The following is a 26,335-nucleotide window of genomic DNA, read 5'->3' on the forward strand; positions in this document are numbered from 1 at the left end:
TCGGCCCGCGGTCCCGGTCGGCCGATGACGGTCGACGTGGTGACGACACCGTGGCGAAGGAATACTCCCCTCCACCGGCCATTGTGCCAGCCGGCCGCCTTCGATCGAAATCGGAGCCGCATGAACTTACGGTTACAGCCATGACCGACACCCAACTGCCTGGTGTTTTCGGGGATGTTCAGCCGCTGCTCGAGCACTACGGCTACCTGGGTGTGGCCGGAATGTTGTTCCTGGAGGACTTCGGCGTCCCTGTGCCCGGCGAGATCATGTTGATCGCCGCCGCGGTGTTCGCCGGTGCGGGTCAGATGAACATCGCCGTCATCTTCGTGGTTGCGGTGGCGGCCGCCGTGATCGGCGACAACGTCGGGTTCGTCGTCGGTCACTTCGGCGGCAGGCCACTGGCCGAGCGCTACGGCCGGTACGTGTTCCTGACACCGCAGCGGTTGGACCGGGCCGAGGCGTTCTTCAACCGCCACGGCGGCAAGATCGTCACCGTCGCGCGCTTCATCGACGGCCTGCGTCAGATCAACGGCCTACTGGCAGGCATCGTCGGCATGCATTGGCTGAAATTCCTCGGCTACAACGCACTGGGCGCGGTGCTGTGGGTGGGCGCGTGGTCTGCGCTGGGGTACCTCGCGGGTGAGCACATCGTGGAGATCTACGACACGTTCGAGCGGTACAAGTGGTACGTCGTCGCCGCCGTCGTCCTGGTTGTCGCGATTGTGATCACCCACCGCGTGCGGCGCGCCCGGGCCGAGCGAGCGGCTTAGTAGTTTGTACTCGTGACAACGGCTTTCCATCCCGAGGTACCGCCTCAATACCTGTTGTCTTCGTGCGCGCCCGAACCGCGCACGCTCATCGACATCCTCAACGACACGGCAGCCCGATACCCGGATGCACCGGCGCTCGACGACGGCGAGGTCCAGCTGACCTACGCCGAGTTGCTCTCCGACATCGAGGAGAGCGTCGAATGGCTCGCTGCCCGCGGCATCGGCCGCGGCGACCGCATCGGGATCCGGATGCCCTCGGGCAACTACGCGTTGTACGTGGCGATCCTCGCGACGCTGGCCGCGGGAGCCGCCTACGTGCCCGTCGACGCCGACGACCCCGACGAACGCGCCGAGCTGGTGTTCGGCGAAGCCGACGTGGTCGGCATCATCACCGAGCGGGGCCTGCACCGCGCGCAGGGCGAATCGCGCGGATGGCGGACCGGCGCGCCGCTCGGTCGCGACGATGCCTGGATCATCTTCACGTCCGGATCCACCGGCACCCCGAAGGGTGTCGCCGTCACGCACCGCAGCGCCGCCGCGTTCGTCGATGCGGAAGCGCAAATGTTCTTGCAGGACAACCCCATTGGTCCCGGTGACCGGGTGCTGGCAGGCCTGTCGGTTGCGTTCGACGCATCGTGTGAGGAGATGTGGCTGGCCTGGCGGCACGGGGCGTGTCTGGTGCCCGCCCCGCGCGCGCTGGTGCGCAGCGGCATGGACCTGGGCCCGTGGCTGGTGAGCCGCGACATCACCGTGGTTTCGACGGTGCCGACGCTGGCGGCACTGTGGCCCGCCGAGGCGCTCGAAGCGGTGCGGCTGCTGATCTTCGGCGGCGAGGCATGCCCGCCGGAGCTCGCCGAGCGGCTGGCCGTCGATGGTCGCGAGGTGTGGAACACCTACGGCCCGACCGAGGCGACGGTGGTGGCATGCGCAGCGCGTCTGGAGGGCTCTGCGCCGGTGAGCATCGGCCTGCCGCTGCGGGGCTGGGATCTCGCGGTGGTGGACAAAGAGGGCCTGCCGGTGGGCACGGGCGAGGTCGGTGAACTCGTCATCGGCGGTGTCGGGCTGGCCCGCTACCTGGATCCGGCCAAGGACGCCGAGAAGTACGCGATGATGCCGACGCTCGCATGGTCACGCGCCTATCGCAGCGGCGATCTGGTGCGGCTCGAGCCCGACGGCTTGTACTTCATGGGCCGCGCCGACGACCAGGTGAAGGTCGGCGGCCGCCGCATCGAGCTCGGCGAGGTCGACGCCGCGCTGGTGAATCTGCCAGGGGTCAGCGGCGGCGCCGCTGCGGTGCGCAAGACCGCCACCGGCACACCGCTGTTGGTTGGCTACATCGCAAGCGCCGACCCGTCGTTCGACATCGGTAAGGCCCGCGCCGCGCTGGCCGACACCCTGCCTGCCGCGCTGGTGCCGAGGCTGGTGCTCGTCGACGAGCTGCCGACCCGCACGTCGGGAAAGGTCGACCGCAACGCCCTGCCGTGGCCCGTCGCAGGCAGTGCCGAGGAGGAGCCGGATCTCGGCGGCACGCTCGGGTGGCTGGCCGGATTGTGGCGCGAGGTCCTCGCCGCACCGATTGACGGGCCGGAAGCCGATTTCCATGCCCTCGGCGGAGGTTCGCTGTCCGCCGCGCAGTTGGTCGCCGCGATGCGCCATCGCTATCCGCAGGTGACCGTCGCCGACCTCTACGACCATCCCCGCCTCGGGTCGCTGGCGGGCTATCTCGACGAGCTGGACCCACCGCCTGCGGTCGAAACGCGCGTGGTCAAGCCAACCCCGCGATTGACCCAGGCCGTGCAGGTGGCGGTGTCACTGCCGCTGGCCACGCTGACCGGGCTGCAGTGGGTGGTGTGGCTGGCATTGCTGAACAATGTTGTCGAAAGCGGTATCGCCCAACTTCATCCGCTGCCGTGGCTGGTGCCGGTGAACTGGTGGTTCGTCGGCGTCGGCTTCCTTCTGTTCATCACTCCGGTCGGCCGCATGTCGATCGCTGCGCTGTGCGCGCGAATCCTGTTGGGCGGGTTGCAACCTGGCACGTATCGCCGCGGCGGGTCGGTCCACCTGCGGGTGTGGCTTGCCGAGCGCCTCGCCGAGGCCAGCGGTGCGGAGAATCAGGCCGGCGCACCATGGCTGGTCTACTACGCCCGCATGCTCGGCAACCAGGTCGGCAAGGGCGTCGATCTGCACTCGGCCCCGCCCGTGACGGGCATGCTGCGTCTGGGCCATCGCTGCTCGATCGAACCCGAGGTCGACCTTTCTGGGCACTGGATCGACGGCGACCACTTCCATGTCGGGCCGATCACCGTCGGCAACGATGCGTCCATCGGTGCGCGCACCACGCTGCTGCCCGGAGCCGTCGTCGGCAAGAACGCCGACGTCGCGCCGGGCTCCGGGGTGGTCGGCAAGGTCAAGAACGGCCAGTACTGGAAAGGCTCGCCCGCGGTGAAGTCGGGCAAGGCCCGCCACCCGTGGCCTGAGCACCGGCCGCCGAGCGCACCGTTCTGGATGGCCGTCTACGGCGTGACATCGATTCTGCTCGGCGCGCTGCCGCTGCTGGCGCTCGGAGTCGGTCTTGCCGTGATCGGTTGGGCCGTCCGCGATTCCGCGTCACTGACGGATGCGGCGCTGGCCGCTGCGGTGTGGACGCCCGCTGCAACGCTGGCCGCGATCGTCACCTACGCCGCGCTGACGGTGATCGGGGTGCGGCTGTTGTCGATGTGGATGCCCGAGGGATATCACCCCGTGCGCAGCCGCGTCGGATGGCAGCTGTGGGCGACCGAGCGGCTGATGGACGCCGCCCGCAATTACCTGTTTCCGATTTATGCCAGCCTTCTGACGCCGTGGTGGCTGCGGATGCTCGGAGCGAAAGTCGGTCGTGGCACCGAGATTTCGACAGCGCTGCTGGTGCCGAAGTTCACCGTCGTCGAGGACGGCGCGTTCCTGGCCGACGACACCATGGTGGCGTCCTACGAACTGGGCGGTGGCTGGATCCACGTCGCCAAGGCGACGATCGGCAAGCGGGCGTTCCTCGGCAACTCCGGCATCACCCAGCCCGGCCGACGGGTGCCCGACGACGGTCTGGTGGCCGTGCTGTCGGCGACGCCGCACAAGGCCAAAGCTGGCTCGTCGTGGCTGGGCAGCCCGCCGGTCCGGTTGCGCCGCAAGACCACCGCGGCCGATGTGTTGCGCACATTCCATCCCTCGCCGCGGCTGAAGATCCTCCGCGCAATGGTCGAGACGTGCCGGCTGATCCCGATGATCGTGACGTTCGCGATCGGGGTGGCCGTGCTGTTCGCCGTGCAGTGGTTGGCGATCGAAGTCGGCTGGGGTTGGACCGCGGCGGCAGGCGGTGTCGTGCTGCTGGCCGCGGGCGCGTTCGCGGGCGCCGTCGCGGTGGTCGCGAAATGGCTTGTGGTCGGCCGTATCACCGCCATCGAGCACCCGCTGTGGTCGTCATTCGTGTGGCGAAACGAGGTGTCCGATACGTTCGTCGAAACCGTCGCCGCGCCCTGGTTCGCCCGCGCCGCCAGCGGCACTCCGGTGATGAACCTGTGGCTGCGCGCGCTGGGCGCCAAGATCGGCCGCGGTGTCTGGTGTGAAACCTATTGGCTGCCCGAGGCCGACCTCGTCACCCTCGAGAAGGGCGCAACGGTCAACCGCGGCTGCGTGGTGCAGACCCACTTGTTCCATGACCGGATCATGCGGATGGACACCGTGGTGCTGGAGGAGGGCGCGACGCTGGGCACGCACTGTGTCGCACTGCCCGCCGCGCGCATCGGTGCAGGCGCGACGGTCGGTCCGGCGTCGCTGGTGATGCGCGGCGACGAGGTGCCCCCGTCCAGCCGCTGGCAAGGCAATCCGATCGCCCCGTGGGACCTGTTCCGCAAGAAGGGCGGCGACGCGACCAAACCCCCCAAGAACAAGGCAACCGCCGCGTGACAAGAAGCAAGAAAGCGGCGAAGAAAGCGGCCCAACCACCGGTCATCGACCCGTACCTACCCAGCAATGGCAACTTCGGCTATCGGGTGTCGCGCTACGAACTCGACCTCGAATACAAGGTGACGATCAACCGGCTGGCCGGATCCGCCACCATCACCGCCGTCACCCTTGCCGCGTTGCGCACGTTCACCCTTGACTTGTCGGACGCCCTTTCGGTTTCGAAGGTGACGGTCAACGGCAAGCGCCCGGCCCAGTTCCGGTCGTCGAACGGAAAATTGCACATTGCGCTGTCCGACACGCTGCCCGCGGGCGCGGCCATGACGATCTCGGTGCGCTACGGCGGCACGCCGCGGCCGGTCCGCTCCCATTGGGGCGAAGTCGGTTTCGAGGAACTGTCAGAGGGCGTGCTCGTCGCAGGCCAGCCCAACGGCGCCGCGTCGTGGTTTCCGTGTGACGACCATCCCAGCGCCAAGGCCAGCTTCCGTCTCCAGATCAGCACGGAGAGCGCGTATTACGCGCTGGCCAACGGCGAGCTGTTGTCGCGACGCGCGAGAGCGGGCATGACGACGTGGACGTACGAGCAGGCCGAGCCGACTTCGACATATCTGATCACCCTGCAGATCGGTGTGTACGACCGGCACCGGATAGCCAAGAACGGTGTCCAGATACACGCAGTGCTGCCCGACCGGCTGCGCCGCAATTTCGAGCAGGACTTCGCCGACCAACCGCAGATGATGAAGTTGTTCGTCAAGCTGTTCGGTCCGTACCCATTGGACAGCGGTTACACCGTCGTGGTCACCGACGACGATCTCGAGATACCCCTTGAAGCACAAGGGATTTCGATCTTCGGCGCCAACCATTGCGACGGTCATGGTCGCGCTGAGCGGCTGATCGCCCACGAGCTGGCCCATCAGTGGTTCGGCAATTCCGTCACCGCCAAACGCTGGCGCCACATCTGGCTGCACGAAGGTTTCGCCTGCTACGCCGAATGGTTGTGGTCCGAGCATTCCGGCGACCGCAGCGCCGACGAGTGGGCGCGCCACTATCACCAGCGGCTGGTGGATTCGCCGCAGGATCTGGTGCTGGCCGACCCGGGACCGCGAGACATGTTCGACGACCGCGTGTACAAACGCGGGGCGCTGACCCTGCACGTGTTGCGCGGGCACATCGGCGACGACAGTTTCTTTGCGCTGCTGAAGGATTGGACGGCACGCTATCGGCACGGCACCGTCGTCACCGACGATTTCACCGGATTGGCCGCCAACTACGCAGACGAATCGTTGCGTCCGCTGTGGGACGCGTGGCTGTACTCGATGCCGGTGCCCTCGCTCGACGAGCCGTCATGACCGACGCGGCGCCGACCGGACCGATCACCCGCGCCAGCGTGACGCGGGTCGGCACCGCCACCGTGTTGTCCGCGCTGTGCGGATACGCGGTGCTGTACCTGGCGGCGCGCGATCTCGAGCCGGCGGGTTTTTCGGTGTTCGGGGTGTTCTGGGGCGCATTCGGGTTGGTCACCGGCGCGGCGTTCGGACTGCTCCAGGAGGCCACCCGCGAGGTGCGCTCGACGCGCTACGCGGAGGTCGTCGCCGGGCCGCGCACGCATCCGATGCGGGTGGCGGCGATGGTCGGGGTGGTGGCCGCGGCGGTCATCGCCGTCAGCTCGCCGCTGTGGTCGGCGCACGTGTTCGTCGAGTCGCAGTGGCTGAGCGTCGGGCTGCTGAGTGTGGGGTTGGCCGGCTTCTGCCTGCACGCGACCCTGCTGGGCATGTTGGCGGGGGTGAATCGGTGGACCGAGTACGGCTCGCTGATGGTGACCGACGCAGGCATGCGCGTGGCAGTGGCGGCCGCGACGTTCGTGGTCGGCTGGGGCCTGGTCGGCTATCTGTGGGCGACGGTCGCAGGCGCGATCGCGTGGCTGATCCTGCTCATCGCATCCCCCTCCACCCGCGCAGCGGCGCAACTGCTGACACCTGGCGGCACCGTGACGTTCCTGCGCGGCGCTTCGCATTCGATCGCTGCCGCCGGGGCAAGCGCTGTCCTGGTGATGGGCTTTCCGGTGCTGCTCAAGGCGACCTCGGGTGACCTGGGCGCCACCGGCGGCGTGGTGATCCTGGCGGTCACGCTGACCAGGGCACCGCTGCTGGTGCCGCTGACCGCCATGCAGGGCAACCTGATCGCGCACTTCGTCGACCAGCGCACGGAGCGGCTGCGGGCGCTGGTGCAGCCCGCGCTGGTGGTGACCGGCGTCGGTCTGCTGGGGGTGCTGCTCGCGGGGGTGTTCGGGCCGTGGCTGCTGCGCGAAGGGTTCGGCGCGCAGTATCGGGCCGACGGCGAGCTGCTGGCCTGGCTGACCGGCGCGGCGGTCGCGATCGCGATCCTGACGTTGACCGGCGCCGCTGCGGTCGCGGCCGCCCTGCATCGGGCATATTCGCTCGGCTGGGTGTCGGCGACGGTGGCCTCGGCGTTGCTGCTGCTCCTGCCGGTAGGTCTGGAAACACGCACGGTGATCGCGCTGCTGTGCGGGCCGCTGGTAGGAATCGCGGTGCACCTGGCCGCGCTTGCCAGGATGCCGGATCGCTGACCCTGTATTTTGAGGGGCATCAGTATCTCGGACTCGCGCTACCACGACGTTTGGCTCATCATCCCCGCCTTCAACGAGGCGAGCGTCATCGGCGACGTCATCTCTGACGTTCGCTCCGTTTTCGACAACGTGGTGTGCGTCGACGACGGCAGCCGCGATGACACCGGCGACGTGGCGTTGCGCGCCGGGGCCCATTCGGTGCGCCACCCGGTCAATCTCGGACAGGGCGCGGCCATCCAGACCGGTGTGGAGTACGCCCGCAGGCAACCGGGTGCGGCGGTGTTCGCCACCTTCGACGCCGACGGCCAGCATCGCGTCAAGGACGTCATCCGGATGATCGACCGGCTCGCAGGCGACGACGTCGACCTCGTCGTCGGCACCCGATTCGCCGACCCCGGTGTGGTGAGCCACACGCCGCTACTCAAGCGCGTTGTGCTGCGCACGGCGGCCACCTTGAGCAGGCGCAGCCGCAAGCTCGGGCTGACCGACGCGCACAACGGGCTGCGGGTGTTCAACAAGAAGGTGGCCGACGGGCTCAACCTCACCATGAACGGCATGAGCCACGCCGACGAGTTCATCGCGCTGGCGTATGAAAACGGTTGGCGGGTAACGGAAGAACCCGTCGAGATTCTCTACACCGAGTACTCGATGTCCAAGGGCCAGCCGTTGCTCAACGGCGTCAACATCATCTTCGACGGTTGGTTGCGAGGAAGGATGTCGCGATGAACTGGATCCAGGCGCTGCTGATCGTTTCGGTGCTGTCGCTGTTGGTTTACCTGTTGCGCTCGCGGCGCAGCGCGCGGTCCAAGGCGTGGGTGAAGGTCGGTTACGTGTTGTTCGTCATCGCCGGTATCTACGCGATCCTTCGCCCCGACGACACCACTGTGGTCGCGAATTGGCTTGGCGTGAAACGCGGTACCGACCTGATGTTGTATCTGCTTGTGATCGCGTTCGTGTTCACAACGCTGTCTGCCTACATGCGGTTCAAGGATCTCGAACTGAAGTACGCGCGGTTGGCGCGGGCCGTGGCGCTACAAACCGCCCGGGTGCCTGAAGAACATTAGGGCGCTTCACCGATCAGCCGTGCCAGCAAGGCAATTCGATTGTCCTCGAGATCGGGCTGCGGCATGACCGCCCTGACGATCGCCGCGCCGTCGAAGGTATTGGTGATGATGGCAACCAATGCGGTGAAGGTGTCGTCGGGGAATCGGTCAGCTCCTGGCAGCGCCCGTGCGACATCGTAGATGTTGGCGGCGTATTCGGTGAGCACCTCTTGCAGTGTGGTCCGCAGCTTCTCGTCGGTGCGGGCAGCGACCATGAGTTCGTACATCACGGCGTTGGTGGGGTTGCCGGTGACATCGCGCATGATCGTCAGCGCCGCCTGTAGCGGAGGCTTGTCGGCGGGGATCTCGGCGACTTGCTTGGTGAACGAATCGAGTTGGCGCCGCATCACCTCGCGCGCGGTGGCGGCCATGAAGTCGCCCATGGTCGGGAAGTGCCGGAACAGCGCGCCGTCGGAGACCTGGGCACGTTTGGCGATCACCGCGGCCGACGCGCGCGCATAGCCGACATCGATGATGGAGTCGATGCTCGCGTCCAGTAGCCGCGCGATGGTTTCCTCGCGACGTTGTTGCTGAGTTCTTGCCATGTCAGGCAAGCGCTTTCACGGCGTCGCCGACGCCGGCGCGCAGGAAGCGGCCGGTCTTCAGAGTCGTGGCGTAACCGTCGCAGAACTGTCCGTCGCGGAAGACCACGGTGCCGTTGACACCGGTCGCGACGATCGCGGCGTCATTGCGGTTGACCATGCGGCTCAGGTCGCCGTAGAACGGCACCTTCTCCTCGTGATAAGCGTCGACCGAGGCGTCGAGGCCGGCCGGGTCGATCACCACGAAGTCCGCACGGTCGCCCTCACGCAACGTGCCTGCGTCCAGACCGAACCAGTCGGCGACCTCGGCGGTGAGCCGGTGCACCGCTCGCTGCAGGCTCAGGAACGGGCGCCCGGCGGCCTCTGCGTCGCGGACCCGCTTCAGCAATCGCAGCGAGAAGTTGTAGAAGGCCATGTTTCGCAGGTGCGCACCGGCGTCGGAGAAGCCCATGTGGACCGACGGATCCGCGGCCAGCTTGTCGAGTTGTTCGGGCCGGTGGTTGGCCACGATGGTGGTCCAGCGCACGTTGCGCTCGCCGTTCTCGACGAGCACATCCAAGAACGCATCAAGGGGATGCAGCCCGCGCTCGTCGGCGATCTGCCCAAAGCTCTTGCCGATCAATGTCTTATCCGGGCACTCGACGATGGTGGCGTCGTGAAAATCCCGATGCCACAACGTCGGGCCGAGCTTGCGGCGGTCGAACGACCTGCGGAACCGGCGACGGTAGTCGGTGTCGGCGAGCAGTTCGTTGCGCTGGATCTGGTCGCGCAGATGAAGCGCGGCGGTGCCTGCCCCGAACTCCTCGAACACGGGCAAGTCGATGCCGTCGGAGTACAGCTCGAACGGCACGGGAAGATGCTGGAACCGCACCAGCGAGTCGAAGACCTTGTTGAGAAGCCTTGTCCCTGGCCCGAATACGTGCACGGCGCCCGGAGCGGACTTGGCATCGGCCGACACCAGCAGGCTCATGCGCACGCCTGCACGCCGACCGAACAGCCTGCTGCTGGTCAGGAAGAACATCAACGCTTCGAGGGGGTTCTTGGTGTTGGGTGCGCTCTGCAGAATTCGGCGGCGCTTGCGCAGCACGGAGATCAGTTTGCGGCGCTCCCGCCAGGTGGCGAACGTCGACGGCAGCGCGCGCGACCGGTAGCGGTCGCCGTCGAGTTTGTCGATGGGAGCGTCCATTCCGGACATGCCGAGCAACCCGGCGTCGAGAGCCTGATCGAGCATGTCTGCCATCCGGTTCAATTCGGCTTCCGTCGGCTTGACGCCGTCGGTGGTGGCGCGGTCGAGGCCGAGAACAGCCGTGCGCAGATCCGAATGCCCAAGCATGGAGCCGACATTGGGGCCGAGCGGCAGTTCGTCGAGGGCGCGAACGTATTCCGCTGGCGTCGACCACGTCTTCTTGGCTTCCAGCGCACCGAGCACGTAGTCCCGGGGAACAGCTTCGACGCGGCTGAACAGATCGGCGGCGTCGTCGGAGTCGGCGTATACAGCCGACAGCGAGCAGTTGCCCAACAGGATCGTTGTCACGCCGTGGCGGACCGACTCCCGCAGACCCGGGTCGAGCAGCACCTCCGCGTCGTAGTGCGTGTGCACGTCGATGAACCCCGGCGCGATCCACTTGCCCGCGGCATCGATGACGTCGGGGCAGCCCGCCTCGTCGACCGGGTCGGCCGAAACCGCGACGACGATTCCGTCGCGAATCCCCAGCGTGCGAACCTGCGGCGCGGCTCCCGTGCCGTCGAACCACAGGCCGTTGCGAATGATGACGTCGTAGGGCATGGCGCCAACGCTACAACAGAAAGTAAGTACTTACAATCTTTATTGAGCGCGGAAGTAGTCGACTGTCCTGGCGACGCCCTCGTCGATGTCGACCTCCGGAGCCCACCCGAGCACTCGCCTGGCGCGGCTGATGTCGAGGCAGGACCGGCGCAGATCGCCGAGTCGCGGGGGGTGAAACTCCGGCTCGTCGGGGGCGCCCGCGGCCTTGGCGATCACCGAATGCAGTTGCCGCGTCGAGGTTTCGGTTCCGGTGGCGACGTTGAAGCGTTGCCCGTCACCGGCCTCGCCGGACGCCTTGACGAACGCGTCCACGACATCGTCGACAAATACGTAGTCGCGGGTGTCGCTGCCATCGCCGAAGATCTTGGTCGGCTTCCCCGCCAGCAGCGCCCTGGAAAAGATCGCCACCACGCCCGCCTCGCCGTGCGGATCCTGGCGAGGCCCGTAGACGTTGCCCGGCGCGATGTGCGAGCACTGCAGGCCGTAGAGGTTGCGGTACATGTTCAGATACACCTCGCCCGCGACCTTGCTTGCCGCATACGGCGACGACGGGTTTGTCGGCACGTCTTCACTGGTCGGGTATGTCGGCGGGGTGCCGTAGACGGAGCCGCCGGAGGAGGTGTGCACGATCTTGCGGACCCCGGCACGACGCGCCGCCTCGGCAAGCCGCACCGTGCCGACCACGTTGACCGAGGAATCGAACTGCGGGTCGTCGACCGAGAGCTTCACCGAGATCTGCGCGGCCAAGTGGAAAACCACCTCGGGTCGGGTGTCGGCGAGCAGCCCGATGAGGTCAGCGCTGACGATGTCGGCCTTGGCGAATTCGAAGCCGTCGTGCCGCTCTGCCGAGACGATGTTCTCGCTGCGCCCCGAGCTCAGGTCATCGACTCCTACAACCGTGTGTCCCTCTGCAAGAAGGCGGTCTACCAGCGTTGATCCGATGAAACCGGCTGCCCCGGTGACCAGTGTGCGCATCGGCCCACCATACCGACGGCGGCTACGCGTCAGCTCTGTCCGTAGGCTCGACCACCGATGAACTGGGTTGCCCGCACCGCCGCCGTGCTGATCGTGGTGCAGCTCGTCGTCCGGGCCGTGCTGGCGTTCCGAGGCTATTTCTACTGGGACGACCTGATCCTGACCGGCCGCGCAGGCACGCAGAGCCTGCTGTCGCCGGCGTATCTGTTCGACGACCACGACGGACACGTGATGCCGGGCGCCTTCCTGGTCGCGGGCGGCATCACCCGTATCGCGCCGCTGAACTGGATCGGACCAGCGCTCAGCCTGGTGGTGCTGCAACTGCTGGCGTCGTTGGCACTGCTGCGGGCGCTGCACACGATTCTCGGCTGGCGCCCGGTGCTGCTGCTGCCGTTGACGTTCGCGTTGTTCACGCCGCTGTCGGTACCCGCATTCGCATGGTGGGCGGCGGCACTGAACTCACTGCCGATGCTCGCCGCGCTGGCGTGGGTATGCGCCGACGCGGTGCTGTTGGTCCGCACCGGCAACCAGCGGTATGCGGTGACCGGGCTGCTGGTGTACTTCGGTGGCTTGCTGTTCTTCGAAAAGGCGGCCGTCATTCCGTTCGTCGCCTTCACGATCGCGGCGCTCTACGCGCACGTCACCTCGACCGGCTCGGTGCTGCAGGTGTGGCGGCGCGGGCTGCGGCTGTGGGTGTCGGCGCTGGCCCTGACGGCGGCGTGGATCGGCGTCTACCTGGTGGTGGTCGATCAGAAGCGGTGGAGCTTCGACCTGGCGATGACCTGGGACCTGTTGAGCCGCTCGGTAACTCACGGCATCGTGCCCGGTTTGGTCGGCGGACCGTGGGAGTGGCAGCGCTGGGCCCCGGCGTCGCCGTGGGCGACACCGCCGATCGCGGTGATGGTGCTGGGCTGGGTGGCGTTGGCGGGCGTGGTCGCGATCTCGTTGCTGCGCAAACAGCGAATCGGGGCGGTGTGGGCGGTGGCAGTCGGCTACGCGGTCGCCTGCCAGATTCCGATCTACCTGATGCGTTCGTCGCGGTTCACCGCACTCGAACTCGCGCAGACGCTGCGTTATCTGCCCGACCTCGTGGTGGTGTTGGCGCTGCTGCTCGCGGTCGGCCTGTGCGCGCCGAACCGCAAGCGATCGACATGGCTGGACGCCTCACGGCCCCGCACAGCTGTAATTGTCTGTCTCACAGTCATTTTCGCTGCGAGCAGCATGTACTCGACGGCTACGTTCATGACCATCTGGCGGGAGAACCCGACACAACCGTATCTGCAGAACGCCAGGGCGGGACTGGCGGCGGCGCATGCGGCATCGAGTGCGCCGATGCTCGACCAGGAGGTCGACCCGATGGTGTTGCAGCGCGTTGTCGGGCCGGAGAACTTGGCCAGTCACATGTTCGCCCTGCTGCCGGATCGGCCCGACTTCGCAGGCGCGACAACAGATTTGCGCATGTTCGATGTGAGTGGGCACGTCATCGATGCGAAAGTCACGTGGGTGCGGTCGATCGCGCCAGGGCCCGAACCGAATTGCGGATATCTGGTACAGCCCGACTTTCCCGTTTCGATGAAACTGGATGGTCCACTGCTGCCTGCCGACTGGACAGCGGAGATCAACTACCTGGCCAACAGCGACGGGTCGCTGACGATGTCGCTGTCGGAGGGCACGGAGACGAAGGTGCCGGTACGTCCCGGCCTCAACCGTGTCTTCGTCCGACTGCCGGGGGCAGGCGGTGCGATCAAGGTACGGGCGAACACGGCCGCGTTGTCGGTGTGTCTCGCGTCGGGGCCCGTCGGGTTCGTGGCGCCTCTCTAGTCATGCCAGTCTGAATGGATGACAGACATCCGTGAACAGGGCCTGCGGGTCTTTCGTGAACTTCTGCCGGGCGCTGCCACAGCAGAGAGGTTGCGGGACGGCAAGTTCGGTGACGAGCTGATGGAGATCGGCATCGACAACGTCTTCGGACGGCTGTGGGGACGCGACGGCCTGAGCCGACGTGACCGCAGCCTCGTCACGCTCGGCATCCTGATCTCGTTGCGCGCCACCGACGAGCTTTCGATTCACTTCCAGATCGCTCGCACCAACGGTCTCACCGAAGACGAGATCGCCGAAGTCATCTACCACGCCAGCGGATACGCGGGCTTTCCCGCGGCCAACACCGCCCGCAAGATCGCCCGCGAGGTGTTTGACGAGTCACAGTGACGGGGAACGTGAGCGGTATGCCGCTCGCACCTGTGCGCCACCGCCGCATCACCGTCGACGGGATCGACACCTTCTACCGCGAGTCCGGTCCCACCGACGCTCCCGTCGTGCTGCTTCCGCACGGCTACCCGTGCTCGTCGTACGCCTACCGCCACCTGTTGGCCCACCTCGGCGCGCGCTGGCGATGCATTGCGCCAGACCTACCCGGATTCGGTTACAGCGCAACACCTTCCACTGACAGCTTCGGCTACACGTTCGACGCCTACGCGGAGTTTCTGCAAGCCTTCGTCGAAACCATGGGCCTGACGCGCTACGTGGTCTGGTTGCACGACTACGGTTCGCAGTTCGGCTTGCGTCTGGCGCTTCACCAACCCGACCGCATCGCCGGGCTCGTCATCCAAAACGGAGACATCTACGAGGATGCGTTCGGCCCGAAGTACGAGTTTCTCAAGAAGTCATGGAGCAACCCGGGCCCCGACGCGCGACGCCGCATCGCCCAACACGTCACGTTCGACGGCTTCCGCAGCGAGTTCGTCGGCGAGCTGCCCGATGACGTCGCCGACCGCATCAGCCCCGACCTGTGGACGCTGCACTGGTCGCTGATGTCCACGCCCGACCGCGTCGCCAACCTGATCCGTCTGCTCGAGGACCAGCCGTCGACGCTGGAGTGGTTCTCCAAGGAGCAGGCATACCTTCGCGAGCACCGGCCGCCGACGCTGATCGTCTGGGGTTTTCATGACGGGTACATGCCGGAGGAGTCGGCCCGCGCCTACCATCGCGATTTGCCGGACGCGCCGCTGCACCTGCTCGGCGGTGGGCACTGGCTGCTGGAAACGCACCTCGACGAGGTGGCGCCTCTGGTGCAGGACTTCTTGACTAGCGCATATGGCCGGTGAAATCCCCGCGAGCGACCGCAGAATGCCAGTAGGACTCGGCGCGTCGCGTACAAACACGGTCATTCGCGGGAAGGGAACGGCTTGAGCCACCTAGGAGAATCGAACTCCTGACCTATTCATTACGAGTGAATCGCTCTACCGACTGAGCTAAGGTGGCGCGCCCGGCCTCTGTCCGGGCGGGACGAGTCTACGGCAGGCCCCAGTCGCAACCCAAGTCAGTTCCGCAGGGCCTGCCCGACGGTGGCCACCATGGCATCGACCGCGAACTTCGGCTTCACGTTCACCGCCAGCGCGTCCCGGCACTCCAGCACCGCCTCGATGCAACGCAACAGCTTCTCCGGTGACGCGTGCGCGGCCATCGCCGCCACCCGATCGGTCATGTCCGGATGGTTGGCCTGGACCTGGCCTGCTCCCGACGACACGAGCAGCGCATCGCGGAAATATGTCGCCAGGTCGATCAGCGCGCGGTCCAACGCATCGCGTGACGCTCGCGTCTGCCGCGACTTCTGCCGTCGCTCAAGGTCTTTGATGGCACCCGTGGCGCCGCGCAACGTTCCGGTGGTGCCCTTACCGGTGCCGCCCGCGCCGAGCGCGGTGCGCAACTCCTCGGTCTCGGCCTCGTTGCGGTCTTCGGTCAGCGCCCGCGCCTCGGCCTCGGCCGTCGCCACCAACTCCTCGGCCGCGGCGTAGGCCCGCGACGGCGTCGCCGCGTCACGCGCCAGCCCGAGGGCACGCTGCCGCCGCTCACGCGCCTGCTCGTCGGTGGCCAGCCGCCGCGCGCGCCCCACATGGCCACCGCTGACCGACGCCGCCCAGACGGCCTCGTCCTCCGGCAGTTCGTCGGTCTCGATCAGCACCCTGGCGATCGCATCGACCGGCGGCGTGACCAGTGCCACATGCCGGCACCGCGAGCGCAGCGTGATGGCGATGTCCTCGGGGTCGACGGACGGCGCGCACAGCAGGAACACCGTCGACGGCGGCGGCTCCTCGACCACCTTGAGCAGCGCGTTCGCGGCGCCTTCCGTGAGCCGGTCGGCGTCCTCGACCACCACGATCTGCCAGCGCCCTGTCCCAGGACGGCGCGACGCGATCTGCACGATGGTGCGCATCTCGTCGACACCGATCGACAAGCCCTCGGGGATGATCCGGCGCACGTCGGCGTGGGTCCCGGCCATCGTCGTGGTGCAGGCCCGGCATTCTCCGCAGCCGGGGATGCCCTCGGAGGTGCATTGCAGCGCAGCGGCGAAGCACAGCGCCGCGACCGAACGGCCCGAGCCGGGCGGCCCGGTGATCAACCAGGCGTGTGTCATGGTCCCGGCTGAAAGGACACTGTGAGCCGAATCACCGCGGGCGGCCTGCGCCGCGGCAACCAGTTCCGATTCCACGGCGTCTTGCCCCACCAGACGCGAAAACACACCGGCCATCGAGATAACAGTAATGCTGCGAACCGACACGTCCGTCCCACAGCACCCTTTTCCGTCCGCCCCGCCCGATACGGTTGAGCTGTGAGCACGGAGGCCATTCCGATCAGGCGAATCAGCGGATTCGTCCGCTGGGCTGCGCGCACGCCGTGGCCGGTGTTCACGCTGGGCATGCTGCAGAGCGACATCATCGGCGCGCTGTTCGTGCTCGGCTTCCTTCGCTTCGGCCTGCCGCCCGAGGACCGCATCCAGCTGCAGGATTTGCCGGCCTTCAACCTGGCGGTGTTCCTCGGCTACCTGTTCCTGTCGTTCACCGTGGGCTCGTATCTGAGCCTGCGACTGCTGATCCCGGTGATGCGGTGGCAACGCCGAGACACGCTGCTCGGCGACTCGGATCCATCCAGTACTGAGCTCGCGCGGGCCCGCGCATTGAAGATGCCGTTCTATCGCACCCTGATCAGCGTCGCGAACTGGTGCCTCGGCTCGATCGTGTTCATCGTCGCCAGCTGGCCGGTCGCCAGCAGGTCCGCGCCGGTGGTGGCCGTCGCGACGGGACTTGGCGCCACCGCGACGGCGATCATCGGCTACCTGCAATCCGAGCGAGTGCTGCGGCCGGTCGCCGTGGCTGCCCTGCGAGGCGGCGTGCCCGAGAACTTCCGGGCGCCCGGCGTCATCCAGCGTCAGGTGCTGACCTGGGTGCTGTCCACCGCCGTGCCGGTGCTGGCGATCGTGTTGGCCTTGGTGGCAAGCAAGTTTCAGATCCTCACCGCGTCAGCGGACCGCCTCACCACGCCGATCCTGCTGCTCGCCGTCGCCGCGTTGGTGATCGGGCTGTTCGGCACGGTGCTGGTGGCCATGTCGATCGCCGACCCGCTGCGCCAATTGCGTTGGGCGCTTGGCGAAGTGCAACGCGGCAACTACAACGCGCATATGCAGATCTACGACGCCAGCGAATTGGGCTTGTTGCAGGCCGGGTTCAACGACATGGTGCGCGACCTTGCCGAGCGGCAACGGCTGCGCGACCTGTTCGGCCGGTACGTCGGCGAAGACGTGGCTCGTCGCGCGCTCGAACGCGGCACCGAGCTCGGCGGCCAAGAGCGCGATGCCGCAGTGCTTTTCGTCGACCTGGTCGGTTCGACGCACTTGGCGTCGACACGCCCGGCGGCCGAGGTCGTCAGCCTGCTCAACGAGTTCTTCCGCGTCGTCGTCGACACCGTCAACCGGCACGGCGGCTTCGTCAACAAGTTCCAGGGTGACGCGGCGTTGTGCATCTTCGGCGCACCGATCGAACACCCCGACGCGTGCGGTGCGGCGCTGGCCGCATCGCGTGAGCTGCACGACGAACTGATCACCGTGCTCGGCGAGACGGAGTTCGGCATCGGCGTCTCCGCCGGACGCGCCATCGCCGGCCACATCGGCGCGCAGGCCCGCTTCGAGTACACAGTGATCGGCGACCCGGTCAACGAGGCCGCCCGGCTGACAGAGCTGGCGAAACTCGAGCCGGGCCACGTGCTCGCATCGGCGATCGCGGTCAGCGGCGCGCTCGACGCAGAGGCACTGTGCTGGGATGTCGGCGAGATCGTCGAACTGCGCGGCCGCACCGCACCCACTCAGCTGGCCCGCCCGCTGAACCTGGTGTCGCCAAGCGAAGCCGCTCATCCCGACGACGTCCGGAGCGACGCGACGCGCTAGCCCTTCTTCGCGGCCTTTTTCGCGGGCGCCTTCTTCTTGGCGGGTGCCTTCTTCGTCCGCTTGACCGGCCCGCGCGCACGGCGGTCCGCCAGTAGCTCGGCGGCCCGCTCGTCGGTGATCGACAGCACGTCGTCGCCCTTGCGCAGGCTTGCGTTGGTCTCGCCGTCGGTGACGTACGGCCCGAACCGGCCGTCCTTGATCACCATCGGCTTGCCGCTCGCCGGGTCGTTGCCGAGCTCGCGCAGCGGCGGGGTCGCCGCACGCTGTCCGCCACGGCGTTTGGGCTCCGCGTAGATCTTCAGCGCCTCGTCGAGCGTGATGTCGAACATCTGCTCCTCGGTCGCCAACGAGCGAGAGTCGGTGCCGCGCTTCAGATATGGGCCGTACCGGCCATTCTGAGCAGTGATCTCCTCGTTCGTGTTCGGGTCGACCCCGACCACCCGGGGCAGCGACAGCAGTCGCAGCGCGTCTTCGAGCGTCACCGTTTCCAGGTCCATGGTCCGCAACAGCGAACCCGTGCGCGGCTTGGGACCCGTCGGCTTCTTGCCCTTCTTCGCCGGTGTGCCTGCGTCGCCTTCGTCACCCGACTCCGGTTCCGGCAGCACCTCGGTGACGTAAGGACCGTAGCGTCCGTCCTTGGCGACGATCTCGTGACCGGTCGCCGGGTCGACACCCAGCGAGCGCCCCTCTTGCGGTGTGGCGAAAAGCTTTTCGGCCAGCTCGAGGGTCAACTCGTCGGGCGTCAGCTCATCCTTGAGGTTGGCCCGCTGCGGTTTGAGCTCGCCGTCTTCGTCGGCCACCATGCGCTCGAGGTACGCGCCGTTCTTGCCGACCCGCACGTAGATGGGCCGGCCCTCTTCGTCGTCAAACAGCTTGATGGAGTTGACTTCTCGAGCGTCGATGCCCTCGAGGTTCACTCCGACAAGCTTTTTCAGTCCGCCAGAGCGCGCGATCGAGTCCTGCACCCCGTGCTCGCCACCGAAGTAGAAGTTCGACAGCCAATTGGTGCGCTGCTCGTTGCCTGCGGCGATCTCGTCGAGCTCGTCCTCCATGGCAGCGGTGAAGCCGTAGTCGACCAGCCTGCCGAAGTGCTGCTCCAGCAGGCCCGTCACCGCGAACGCCACCCAGGACGGCACCAGCGCGCTGCCCTTCTTGTGCACATAACCGCGGTCCTGAATGGTCTTGATGATCGACGAGTACGTCGACGGCCTGCCGATGCCGAGATCTTCCAGCGCCTTGATCAGCGACGCCTCGGTGTAGCGCGCGGGCGGCGACGTGGTGTGGCCGTCGGCGGTCAGCTCCTTGGCGTCGACGCGCTGGCCCTGTTCGAGGTTGGGCAGCCTGCTCTCGGCGTCGTCGGCCTCGCCGCCCGCCTGGTCGTCGATGCTCTCGACGTAGGCCTTCAGGAAACCGGCGAACGTGATGGTGCGGCCGCTCGCGTTGAACACCACCTGCTCACCGGTCGACGCGGCTCCGCTGATCCGCAGGGACAGCGTCGTACCGCGGGCATCGGCCATCTGCGACGCCACCGTGCGCTGCCAGATCAACTCGTAGAGCCGGAACTCGTCGGTGTCCAACTGGCTGTGCAGCTGCCCCGGCGTGGAGAACACGTCACCGGCGGGCCGGATCGCCTCGTGTGCTTCCTGCGCGTTCTTCACCTTGCGGGTGTACTGCCGCGGCGTCGGGTGCACGTACTCCTCGCCATAAAGCTGGCGGGCCTGATTGCGCGCGGCGTTGATCGCCGACTCCGACAAAGTCGTGGAGTCGGTACGCATATAAGTGATGTAGCCGTTCTCGTAGAGCCGCTGCGCGATGCTCATGGTGCGCTCCGAAGAGAACCGGAGCTTGCGACCGGCCTCCTGCTGCAGCGTCGACGTCATGAACGGCGCATAGGGCCTGCGGGTGTACGGCTTCTGCTCAACCGAGGACACTGCCAGCTGCGCCCCGCGCAGCCCGGTGGCCAGCGCGCCCGCGGTGGCTTCGGTGAGTACCAGCACCTCGTCGGGCTTCTTCAGCCCACCAAGCGAGTCGAAGTCGCGGCCGGTGGCGACGCGCCTGCCGTCGACCGAATTCAGCTTGGCCGTGAACGTCGGCGGCTGCGCCTGCGGATCGGAGACGCTGGCGTCGAGTTCGGCGGTGACGTCCCAGTAGCCGGCGCTGCGGAACGCCATCCGCTCACGCTCGCGCGAGACGATGATGCGCGTCGCGACCGACTGGACGCGGCCCGCCGACAACTTCGGCGCGACCTTCTTCCACAGCACGGGGCTGACCTCATAGCCGTAGAGCCGGTCGAGAATGCGGCGGGTCTCCTGCGCGTCGACCAGGTCGTTGTCCAGGTCGCGAGGGTCCTCTGCGGCGGCCCGGATGGCCGGCTCGGTGATCTCGTGGAACACCATCCGCTTGACCGGCACACGCGGCTTCAGCGTCTCCAGCAGGTGCCAGGCGATCGCCTCACCCTCGCGGTCGCCGTCCGTCGCCAGATAGAGCTCGTCGACGTCCTTGAGCAGATCCTTCAGCTCGGCGACGGTGCTCTTCTTCTCCGGGCTGATGATGTAGAGCGGCTCGAAGTTGTGGTCGACGTCCACCCCGAGGCGTGCCCAGGGCTCGGATTTGTACTTGGCCGGCACGTCGGCGGCGTTTCGCGGCAGGTCGCGGATGTGCCCCCGGGACGACTCGACAATGTAGTTGGATCCCAGGTAGCCAGCTATTTTGCGTGCCTTGGTAGGCGACTCGACTATGACGAGCCGCCGCACGCTCCCGTTGCGGCCGCTGCTGCGGTCGGTGTCTGCCACCTCTGCCTACGCTCCACTTCTTCTGTTGCCAGGGGCCCAAGATATATAACGCCTCGGACGAATCGGACCCCCCTGGCAACTGACAATTTCGCACCCCGCGCCAGCCGACGCAAACTGACCCCCCGGGCGCGGCCCCTCAAATACGAGGCCACTGTTCAAACGCCTCGACGCTCCCAGGGGGTTCCCCCACGTTCTCTACCAGGCGCGATAGCCGTCGACGGCCACTGATCCGCAGCGCTGGGTGCGACCCTCTTGTGCCAATCAAGGTTGGGGCGATCCCGACCCGCATCATCGCCGACGCCAGCGCCGCATGGGTGTCCGGGGCGTGCGGATCAAGGCCCAGCAAGTACCGGTCGGCTTCGGGGGTGCCCGACGCCAGCGTCCAGGCCCGCAACTCGCGAGGTCCGGGCAGCCACTGCGGCGGCACGGTCTTGACGGCGCCAAGCGTCCAATCGCGGGCAATGGCCAACAACCGCGGGTCGGCTTGGGTGCGCACCAACGGCGTGTTCTCGTCGGTGCGCGCTATCTCCGCCTGCAGCCCGGCGTCGGTGATCATCTCCGCGAGGCCCTCTGCGCGCCACAGCCGATCCACGACGACGGACAGCCGAGCCCCGCTGCCGACGAGGACCACCTGGCCCGGCGCGGCGAGAATTCCCGTCAGGTCGGCAACCGCGGGCGGCACCGACTCAGCCGAGAAGAACGACAGCTGGCTCACGTCAACGACAGTAGGCCAGGGGTGCACCACAGATGTGTCGCCAGGCCGCTCGGAAGCGTCCGCCAAAACGAAAACACCCCGCGCCGTCCGATCAAGGATGACGCGGGGAGTTATTCAGTTTCGCTTGCTCAGACGGCCCGAACACCCGTGGCCTGCGGCCCCTTGGGGCTCTGGCCAACCTCGAATTCAACCTTCTGGTTCTCCTCCAGGGTGCGGAATCCGCTGCCCTGAATTTCCGTGTAGTGAACGAACACGTCCGCAGAGCCGTCCTCCGGGGCGATAAAGCCGAAGCCCTTCTCCGCGTTGAACCACTTCACAGTTCCCTGTGGCATTTCCTTGATCTTTCCTTTTCTTTTTTCCGGGTGCGGTCCACCGTGTTTCGGTACACCGGGCCCGTTCCGACCGCTGACCTTCGCGGAGTAATCGGAACTTGACCCGACCTACATTCCTCGCAGGAACCGCGATCGCAACGACGATCCTGCGAGTGCTAATACACGAACACAGAAGCTGCGACCGCGCTAAGTCAATCATGTTCGGCGCTGGTGCGACAGTCTCAACGCAATCGAGTGGGGAACAATTCACTTACATAGGGGTTTCAGGAGGCTGGCAGTGTCAATTCCGGGGTCGGATTTCGGCCGCGCACTGCTTTCCTGTGCGATCGAAGGCACGGATCCCGACGAACAACCGTTGCGGCACGTCGCAGACTTGCCCGCGCGTCAGGGCAGGCCGCAACCGTGGCCGCGATGGGCGGACCCAGATGTGGTGCGGGCGTTCGTTGATCGCGGTATCGAGTCACTTTGGGCGCATCAACTCGCCGCCGCCGATCTCGCCCGCGACGGGCGGCACGTCGTGCTCAGCACAGGAACCGCATCGGGAAAGTCATTGGCATACCAGTTGCCGATATTGACGGCCCTGAAAGCGAATCCGCGTGCGCGGGTGCTCTATTTGTCGCCGACCAAGGCCCTCGGCCACGATCAACTGCGAACCGCAGTGGCACTCACCGAAGCCGTGCCGGGGCTGGACAACGTCGCGCCCAGTTCATACGACGGCGACAGTCCGAGCGAGGTGCGACGTTTCGCGCGTGAGCGGTCGCGCTGGATCTTCTCGAATCCGGACATGATTCATCTGTCGCTGCTGCGCAACCACGCCCGCTGGGCGGTGTTCTTGCGCAACCTGCAGTTCATCGTTGTCGACGAATGCCATTACTACCGAGGCGTTTTCGGCTCGAACGTGGCCATGGTGCTGCGCCGACTGCTGAGGCTGTGCAATCGGTACTCGTCGACTCCGACAGTCATCTTCGCCAGCGCCACCACCGCACAGCCCGCGGCGACCGCGTCCGAGCTCATCGGCCAGACCGTCGAAGAGGTCACCGAGGACGGTTCCCCGCACGGCGCGCGCACGGTCGCGCTGTGGGAGCCGGCACTGCGGGACGACATCCTCGGCGAAAACGGCGCTCCGGTAAGGCGTTCGGCGGGTGCTGAGGCCGCGCGGGTGATGGCCGACCTGATCGCCGAAGGCGCCCGGACGCTGACGTTCGTGCGATCGCGCCGCGGCGCGGAGTTGACCGCGCTGGGGGCGCGGGCCCGACTCGAGGACACCGCACCCGAACTCGCCGAGCGGGTGGCGTCCTATCGCGCCGGCTATCTCGCCGAGGACCGCCGAGCACTGGAACGTGCTCTGGCCGAAGGGGAATTACGCGGCATGGCCACCACCAACGCGCTCGAATTGGGTGTGGACATCGCGGGCCTCGACGCGGTGGTGCTGGCCGGCTTCCCCGGCACGGTCACGTCGTTCTGGCAACAGGCCGGCCGCTCCGGCCGTCGCGGGCAGAGCGCGTTGATCGTGCTGATCGCCCGCGACGATCCACTGGACACCTACCTCGTGCACCACCCAGCAGCGCTGCTCGACAAACCGATCGAGCGAGTGGTTATCGATCCAGCCAACCCGTATGTGCTTGGGCCACAACTACTTTGCGCCGCGACAGAACTTCCGCTGAGCGATGCGGAGGTCCGCATGTGGAATGCGGAGGCGGTGGCGGAAGCGCTCGTCGACGACGGGCTGTTGCGCCGACGACCGAGCGGCTACTTCCCCACTCCCGGCGTCGATCCGCATCCGGCGGTTGACATTCGCGGGTCGTCGGGCGGGCAGATCGCGATCCTGGAGGCTGACACCGGCCGACTGCTCGGCAGCGCCGGCGCGGGACAGGCGCCCGCGTCGGTGCATCCCGGCGCGGTGTATCTGCATCAGGGTGAGAGTTATGTCGTCGACTCGCTGGATTTCGAGGACGGCGTCGCGTTCGTGCACGCGGAGGATCCCGGCTACACCACCTTCGCTCGCGAGCTCACCGACATCGCCGTCACCGGCGACGGCGAACGAAACACCTACGGCGCGGTGACCGTTGGCGTGGTTCCGGTGTCGGTGACCAACACCGTGACCGGTTACCTGCGGCGCCGCCTGGACGGTGAGGTGATCGACTTCGTCGAGCTTGACATGCCGACCCGTACGCTCGACACCATGGCGGTGATGTGCACCATCACCCCAGAGGCGTTGCAGCACAACGGGATCGAGTTGCTCCGCGTGCCGGGCGCACTGCATGCCGCAGAGCATGCGGCCATCGGACTGCTGCCATTGGTCGCCAGCTGCGACCGCGGCGACATCGGCGGCATGTCGACAGCAGTCGGTCCGGTCGACGGCCTGCCGACGATCTTCGTCTACGACGGCTACCCGGGCGGGGCTGGTTTCGCCGACCGCGGCTTCCGCAAAATCGACACGTGGTGGGCGGCGACGGCGGCGGCGATCGAGGCCTGCGAATGCCCGCTCGGTTGCCCGTCCTGCGTTCAGTCGCCGAAGTGCGGCAGCGGCAACGACCCGCTCGACAAGGAGGGTGCGGTGAGGGTGCTGCGGCTGGTGCTCGAGGCGGTGGCAGGAAGGCGCCATTAGCCGACCATGGGGGCGACCCACCCCTCGACGGTCGCCCCCATGGACCCGTGGCCAGTGTGCTTGCGCACACAGCGGACTCACAGACGGCTGCGGTCGAACGGTCGGACAACTCGATCCGTTCCCAATCCCAGAAAGTGGGCGCAGACGGAAAATACCTCGTCGGAGGGGCTATGGCAACTTAGGGATGCTTTACCGAAACCGCGCTGTGACCTCCTAGCTGCACAGATTTGCGGAATCCGTAGACGGCTCACCTGGCGGGTAGCTGTGAGGCCGACGGCTAAAATGCCGCCATGACCCACGACTGGCTGCTCGTGGAAACACTGGGCAGCGAGCCCGCCGTGGTCGCACAAGGTCCTCGAACCAAGAATCTCGTTCCAATCAGCGCGTTCTTGAGGCGAAACCCACACCTGATGGCGATACAGAGTGCCATCGGTGAAACCGTGCGCGCCGGTGTCGGCCTGAGCAGCATCACCCCGAAGAACGACCGCGTAATCCGTACCGAAATTGTCAAGATGTCCGACGGGTTAATACACGGTGTCCATTTGTGGATCGGTCCGCCGGACCTCGAAGCGCCCGCACGGCCGGTCCCCGGACCGTTGCTCTGGGACCTGACGAGCGGGACCGCGACCGATACCCCGGAGTCGCTGTGGAACAGCGGATGGGATCCCGAGAAGGCGCCGACCCACGGCAGGGCGTTCGCCGATGATCTGCCGCGCCGCGACCTCAATCCAAGCGAAGCCAAGGTGCTGTCCATGGCGATCAAACCCGAAGTGGGTATGGCGTTTTCCAGCACCTGGGACGTCACGGATTACCAGGGGGAACCAATCACCATCGGGTTCGTGTCCCGCGTGCGTCAGGAGAGCCAGGACGACGGCAGTGAACGGTTGATCTGCCGCGCGATGAACTGGCGAAGCGTGCGCGAGGAAACAGCGATCCCGCGCGATTACCTGGCGCAGCGCATTCTCGACAGCCTCTCGCGACCGGGCGTGTATCGGTGCATGGTCGATCTGAACAACTGGACGCTGCTGAAGTGGCTCGACGACCCCGTGCCGTTCTTCGACTGGCGTGCCAGCATGACTGGAGACCACGCGGTGCATCCTGCTGATCGCCGTCAGATGTCAAAGATGGCAAGCGAATTCGTGCCGACAGGGACAGCCTCGGGCGTGCTGCGGATGGTGGCCAACGGCGGCGGCTGGACGCCGGTGCACGTGACCGTCAACCGGGTGCAACTCGAAGAGGACATCTACGCGGGGTTGGCGACGCTGCGAATTCCGACCGACGCAGAGATCGCCGCGGCCGGCCTCGACGACATCGACGAGGCGGCCCTCCGCTAGCCGTCCTCAACCGGTCCAGCCCTCGCGGTTGCGCGGGCCGGGCCGACGCCGAACCTGCCGAGTGCGACAGCGGCGTCGACAGTGACGATCACATCGAGGTCCTCGACGGCGCACTGCGTGACGGTCGTGTGCATGGCGCGCGCCAACGACGCTGCGTGCACGCAGGCCTCGGCGCTGCCATCGGCAAGGTGCGCGGCGGCCGCAAGCGCGGCCAGGTCGGCGGCGCCCTGCGCCCGATGACGCGCCACCACCGTCGACCCGACGTACACCCCACCCACGGTGAGCGCCAACAACACGGCCATCATCGCGACGGCCACCAGCGAAGCCGAGCCGTGCTCAGCGCATACCAGGCTCGAGCGCGGCGACGGCGTCGGCTGCGATCGTGACGCCCGGCAGCAGCGGTGATCGCGCCGTGACACTGGCCACGACCAGTTCCCCGTCGCGCCGCAGCTGCACGGCCGCCCCGTCCGGCGCAATGCGTTGCGCGGCAACGGCGGCCGAACCGTCGTCGCCACGCGCGGCGAGGCGGGCGGCCTCCCGTGCGGCATCGACGCAACGCACCTGCATCGACACCGCGGTGAGCCCCGACACGCACAGCGTGAGAACCACGACCAGGGCCGCGATCGCGAAGGCCGCCT

General features: G+C 67.0%; 21 protein-coding genes and 1 tRNA gene. 12 read left to right on the plus strand and 10 right to left on the minus strand.

Features of this window, described 5'->3' with window-relative positions; all coding sequences use genetic code 11:
* Positions 1 to 140: 140 nt before the first annotated feature.
* From GGC64_RS21015 to GGC64_RS21040, 6 genes are read left to right on the plus strand one after another with little or no spacing between them, the layout of a single operon-like run.
* A complete protein-coding gene (locus tag GGC64_RS21015; RefSeq protein WP_192724461.1) occupies positions 141 to 770 on the plus strand; it encodes a DedA family protein in 630 nt (209 codons plus the stop codon).
* A 12-nt stretch (positions 771 to 782) separates the two neighbouring features.
* Complete coding sequence (locus GGC64_RS21020; RefSeq protein WP_192724462.1) at positions 783 to 4,709, plus strand: Pls/PosA family non-ribosomal peptide synthetase; 3,927 nt, start codon at positions 783 to 785, stop codon at positions 4,707 to 4,709.
* Entirely contained in the window at positions 4,706 to 6,055 is a 1,350-nt protein-coding gene (locus tag GGC64_RS21025; protein ID WP_192724463.1) for a M1 family metallopeptidase, read from the plus strand. Before GGC64_RS21020 ends, GGC64_RS21025 begins: the two co-directional genes overlap by 4 nt.
* Positions 6,052 to 7,293, plus strand: a complete 1,242-nt coding sequence (locus tag GGC64_RS21030) for a hypothetical protein (protein ID WP_192724464.1) — start codon at positions 6,052 to 6,054, stop codon at positions 7,291 to 7,293. Before GGC64_RS21025 ends, GGC64_RS21030 begins: the two co-directional genes overlap by 4 nt.
* Positions 7,294 to 7,302: 9 nt before the next feature.
* On the plus strand, positions 7,303 to 8,019 hold the full coding sequence (locus GGC64_RS21035) for a glycosyltransferase family 2 protein (protein WP_225952119.1): 717 nt from the start codon (positions 7,303 to 7,305) through the stop codon (positions 8,017 to 8,019).
* Positions 8,016 to 8,357 (plus strand): DUF2304 domain-containing protein, encoded by a 342-nt coding sequence (locus tag GGC64_RS21040; RefSeq protein WP_192724465.1) that lies wholly within the window; start codon positions 8,016 to 8,018, stop codon positions 8,355 to 8,357. Before GGC64_RS21035 ends, GGC64_RS21040 begins: the two co-directional genes overlap by 4 nt.
* Here the strand turns inward: GGC64_RS21040 and GGC64_RS21045 are convergent.
* Genes GGC64_RS21045 through GGC64_RS21055 form a run of 3 tightly spaced genes read right to left on the minus strand, consistent with a single transcriptional unit; the run spans position 8,354 to position 11,699 of the window.
* A complete protein-coding gene (locus GGC64_RS21045; protein ID WP_192724466.1) occupies positions 8,354 to 8,941 on the minus strand; it encodes a TetR/AcrR family transcriptional regulator in 588 nt (195 codons plus the stop codon). The two genes, GGC64_RS21040 and GGC64_RS21045, sit on opposite strands and share 4 nt — an antisense overlap.
* A gap of 1 nt (position 8,942) precedes the next feature.
* The gene (locus GGC64_RS21050) at positions 8,943 to 10,724 is read right to left on the minus strand and encodes an amidohydrolase family protein (protein WP_192724467.1); all 1,782 of its coding nucleotides are present in this window, start codon (positions 10,722 to 10,724) and stop codon (positions 8,943 to 8,945) included.
* Between the two features lie 39 nt (positions 10,725 to 10,763).
* Complete coding sequence (locus GGC64_RS21055) at positions 10,764 to 11,699, minus strand: GDP-mannose 4,6-dehydratase (protein ID WP_192724468.1); 936 nt, start codon at positions 11,697 to 11,699, stop codon at positions 10,764 to 10,766.
* 57 nt (positions 11,700 to 11,756) lie between these two features.
* Here GGC64_RS21055 and GGC64_RS21060 point away from each other — a divergent pair, with 57 nt between their 5' ends.
* From GGC64_RS21060 to GGC64_RS21070, 3 genes are read left to right on the plus strand one after another with little or no spacing between them, the layout of a single operon-like run.
* Positions 11,757 to 13,520 (plus strand): hypothetical protein, encoded by a 1,764-nt coding sequence (locus GGC64_RS21060; RefSeq protein ID WP_192724469.1) that lies wholly within the window; start codon positions 11,757 to 11,759, stop codon positions 13,518 to 13,520.
* 18 nt (positions 13,521 to 13,538) lie between these two features.
* The gene (locus tag GGC64_RS21065) at positions 13,539 to 13,907 is read left to right on the plus strand and encodes a carboxymuconolactone decarboxylase family protein (protein WP_192724470.1); all 369 of its coding nucleotides are present in this window, start codon (positions 13,539 to 13,541) and stop codon (positions 13,905 to 13,907) included.
* Between the two features lie 17 nt (positions 13,908 to 13,924).
* A complete protein-coding gene (locus GGC64_RS21070; protein WP_192724471.1) occupies positions 13,925 to 14,803 on the plus strand; it encodes an alpha/beta fold hydrolase in 879 nt (292 codons plus the stop codon).
* An 84-nt stretch (positions 14,804 to 14,887) separates the two neighbouring features.
* Here the strand turns inward: GGC64_RS21070 and GGC64_RS21075 are convergent.
* Both GGC64_RS21075 and GGC64_RS21080 read right to left on the minus strand, forming a co-directional pair.
* Positions 14,888 to 14,960: transfer RNA gene (locus GGC64_RS21075), tRNA-Thr, on the minus strand.
* Positions 14,961 to 15,018: 58 nt separating this feature from the next.
* On the minus strand, positions 15,019 to 16,227 hold the full coding sequence (locus GGC64_RS21080; RefSeq protein ID WP_192724472.1) for a DNA polymerase III subunit delta': 1,209 nt from the start codon (positions 16,225 to 16,227) through the stop codon (positions 15,019 to 15,021).
* 81 nt (positions 16,228 to 16,308) lie between these two features.
* Here GGC64_RS21080 and GGC64_RS21085 point away from each other — a divergent pair, with 81 nt between their 5' ends.
* Positions 16,309 to 17,916, plus strand: coding sequence for an adenylate/guanylate cyclase domain-containing protein (locus tag GGC64_RS21085; protein WP_192724473.1), 1,608 nt, complete (start codon positions 16,309 to 16,311; stop codon positions 17,914 to 17,916).
* On the opposite strand, the gene topA is transcribed toward GGC64_RS21085, so the two are convergent.
* The 3 genes from topA to GGC64_RS21100 form a co-directional block, all read right to left on the minus strand.
* A complete protein-coding gene (topA, locus tag GGC64_RS21090; protein ID WP_192724474.1) occupies positions 17,913 to 20,708 on the minus strand; it encodes a type I DNA topoisomerase in 2,796 nt (931 codons plus the stop codon). The genes GGC64_RS21085 and topA overlap by 4 nt on opposite strands.
* A 136-nt stretch (positions 20,709 to 20,844) precedes the next feature.
* Complete coding sequence (locus GGC64_RS21095) at positions 20,845 to 21,423, minus strand: hypothetical protein (RefSeq protein ID WP_192724475.1); 579 nt, start codon at positions 21,421 to 21,423, stop codon at positions 20,845 to 20,847.
* Between the two features lie 128 nt (positions 21,424 to 21,551).
* Entirely contained in the window at positions 21,552 to 21,755 is a 204-nt protein-coding gene (locus GGC64_RS21100; protein ID WP_006243848.1) for a cold-shock protein, read from the minus strand.
* 283 nt (positions 21,756 to 22,038) lie between these two features.
* On the opposite strand from GGC64_RS21100, the gene GGC64_RS21105 reads away from it, so the two are divergent.
* Together GGC64_RS21105 and GGC64_RS21110 are read left to right on the plus strand one after the other, a co-directional pair.
* On the plus strand, positions 22,039 to 24,363 hold the full coding sequence (locus GGC64_RS21105) for a DEAD/DEAH box helicase (RefSeq protein WP_370582299.1): 2,325 nt from the start codon (positions 22,039 to 22,041) through the stop codon (positions 24,361 to 24,363).
* A gap of 290 nt (positions 24,364 to 24,653) precedes the next feature.
* The gene (locus tag GGC64_RS21110; protein ID WP_192724477.1) at positions 24,654 to 25,697 is read left to right on the plus strand and encodes a PAS domain-containing protein; all 1,044 of its coding nucleotides are present in this window, start codon (positions 24,654 to 24,656) and stop codon (positions 25,695 to 25,697) included.
* Here the strand turns inward: GGC64_RS21110 and GGC64_RS34770 are convergent.
* Together GGC64_RS34770 and GGC64_RS34775 are read right to left on the minus strand one after the other, a co-directional pair.
* The gene (locus GGC64_RS34770; RefSeq protein WP_370582228.1) at positions 25,694 to 26,116 is read right to left on the minus strand and encodes an Rv3654c family TadE-like protein; all 423 of its coding nucleotides are present in this window, start codon (positions 26,114 to 26,116) and stop codon (positions 25,694 to 25,696) included. The two genes, GGC64_RS21110 and GGC64_RS34770, sit on opposite strands and share 4 nt — an antisense overlap.
* Positions 26,034 to 26,321 carry a TadE family type IV pilus minor pilin gene (locus GGC64_RS34775; protein ID WP_369435030.1) on the minus strand — a complete coding sequence of 96 codons (288 nt, stop codon included), beginning with the start codon at positions 26,319 to 26,321 and terminating at the stop codon, positions 26,034 to 26,036. The genes GGC64_RS34770 and GGC64_RS34775 overlap by 83 nt, the downstream gene beginning before the upstream one ends.
* Between the last annotated feature and the right edge of the window lie 14 nt (positions 26,322 to 26,335).

The sequence above is a fragment of the Mycobacterium sp. OAS707 genome (genome assembly GCF_014873705.1).
Taxonomy (GTDB): domain Bacteria; phylum Actinomycetota; class Actinomycetes; order Mycobacteriales; family Mycobacteriaceae; genus Mycobacterium.

Bases quoted from the DNA above. Each gene is read 5' to 3' on its own strand.
- GGC64_RS21015 (WP_192724461.1), top strand. From the start codon at position 141: ATGACCGACACCCAACTGCCTGGTGTTTTCGGGGATGTTCAGCCGCTG.
- GGC64_RS21030 (WP_192724464.1), top strand. From the start codon at position 6,052: ATGACCGACGCGGCGCCGACCGGACCGATCACCCGCGCCAGCGTGACG.
- GGC64_RS21040 (WP_192724465.1), top strand. From the start codon at position 8,016: ATGAACTGGATCCAGGCGCTGCTGATCGTTTCGGTGCTGTCGCTGTTG.
- GGC64_RS21045 (WP_192724466.1), bottom strand. From the start codon at position 8,941: ATGGCAAGAACTCAGCAACAACGTCGCGAGGAAACCATCGCGCGGCTA.
- GGC64_RS21050 (WP_192724467.1), bottom strand. From the start codon at position 10,724: ATGCCCTACGACGTCATCATTCGCAACGGCCTGTGGTTCGACGGCACG.
- GGC64_RS21055 (WP_192724468.1), bottom strand. From the start codon at position 11,699: ATGCGCACACTGGTCACCGGGGCAGCCGGTTTCATCGGATCAACGCTG.
- GGC64_RS21060 (WP_192724469.1), top strand. From the start codon at position 11,757: ATGAACTGGGTTGCCCGCACCGCCGCCGTGCTGATCGTGGTGCAGCTC.
- GGC64_RS21065 (WP_192724470.1), top strand. From the start codon at position 13,539: ATGACAGACATCCGTGAACAGGGCCTGCGGGTCTTTCGTGAACTTCTG.
- GGC64_RS21070 (WP_192724471.1), top strand. From the start codon at position 13,925: ATGCCGCTCGCACCTGTGCGCCACCGCCGCATCACCGTCGACGGGATC.
- GGC64_RS21080 (WP_192724472.1), bottom strand. From the start codon at position 16,227: ATGGCCGGTGTGTTTTCGCGTCTGGTGGGGCAAGACGCCGTGGAATCG.
- GGC64_RS21100 (WP_006243848.1), bottom strand. From the start codon at position 21,755: ATGCCACAGGGAACTGTGAAGTGGTTCAACGCGGAGAAGGGCTTCGGC.
- GGC64_RS21110 (WP_192724477.1), top strand. From the start codon at position 24,654: ATGACCCACGACTGGCTGCTCGTGGAAACACTGGGCAGCGAGCCCGCC.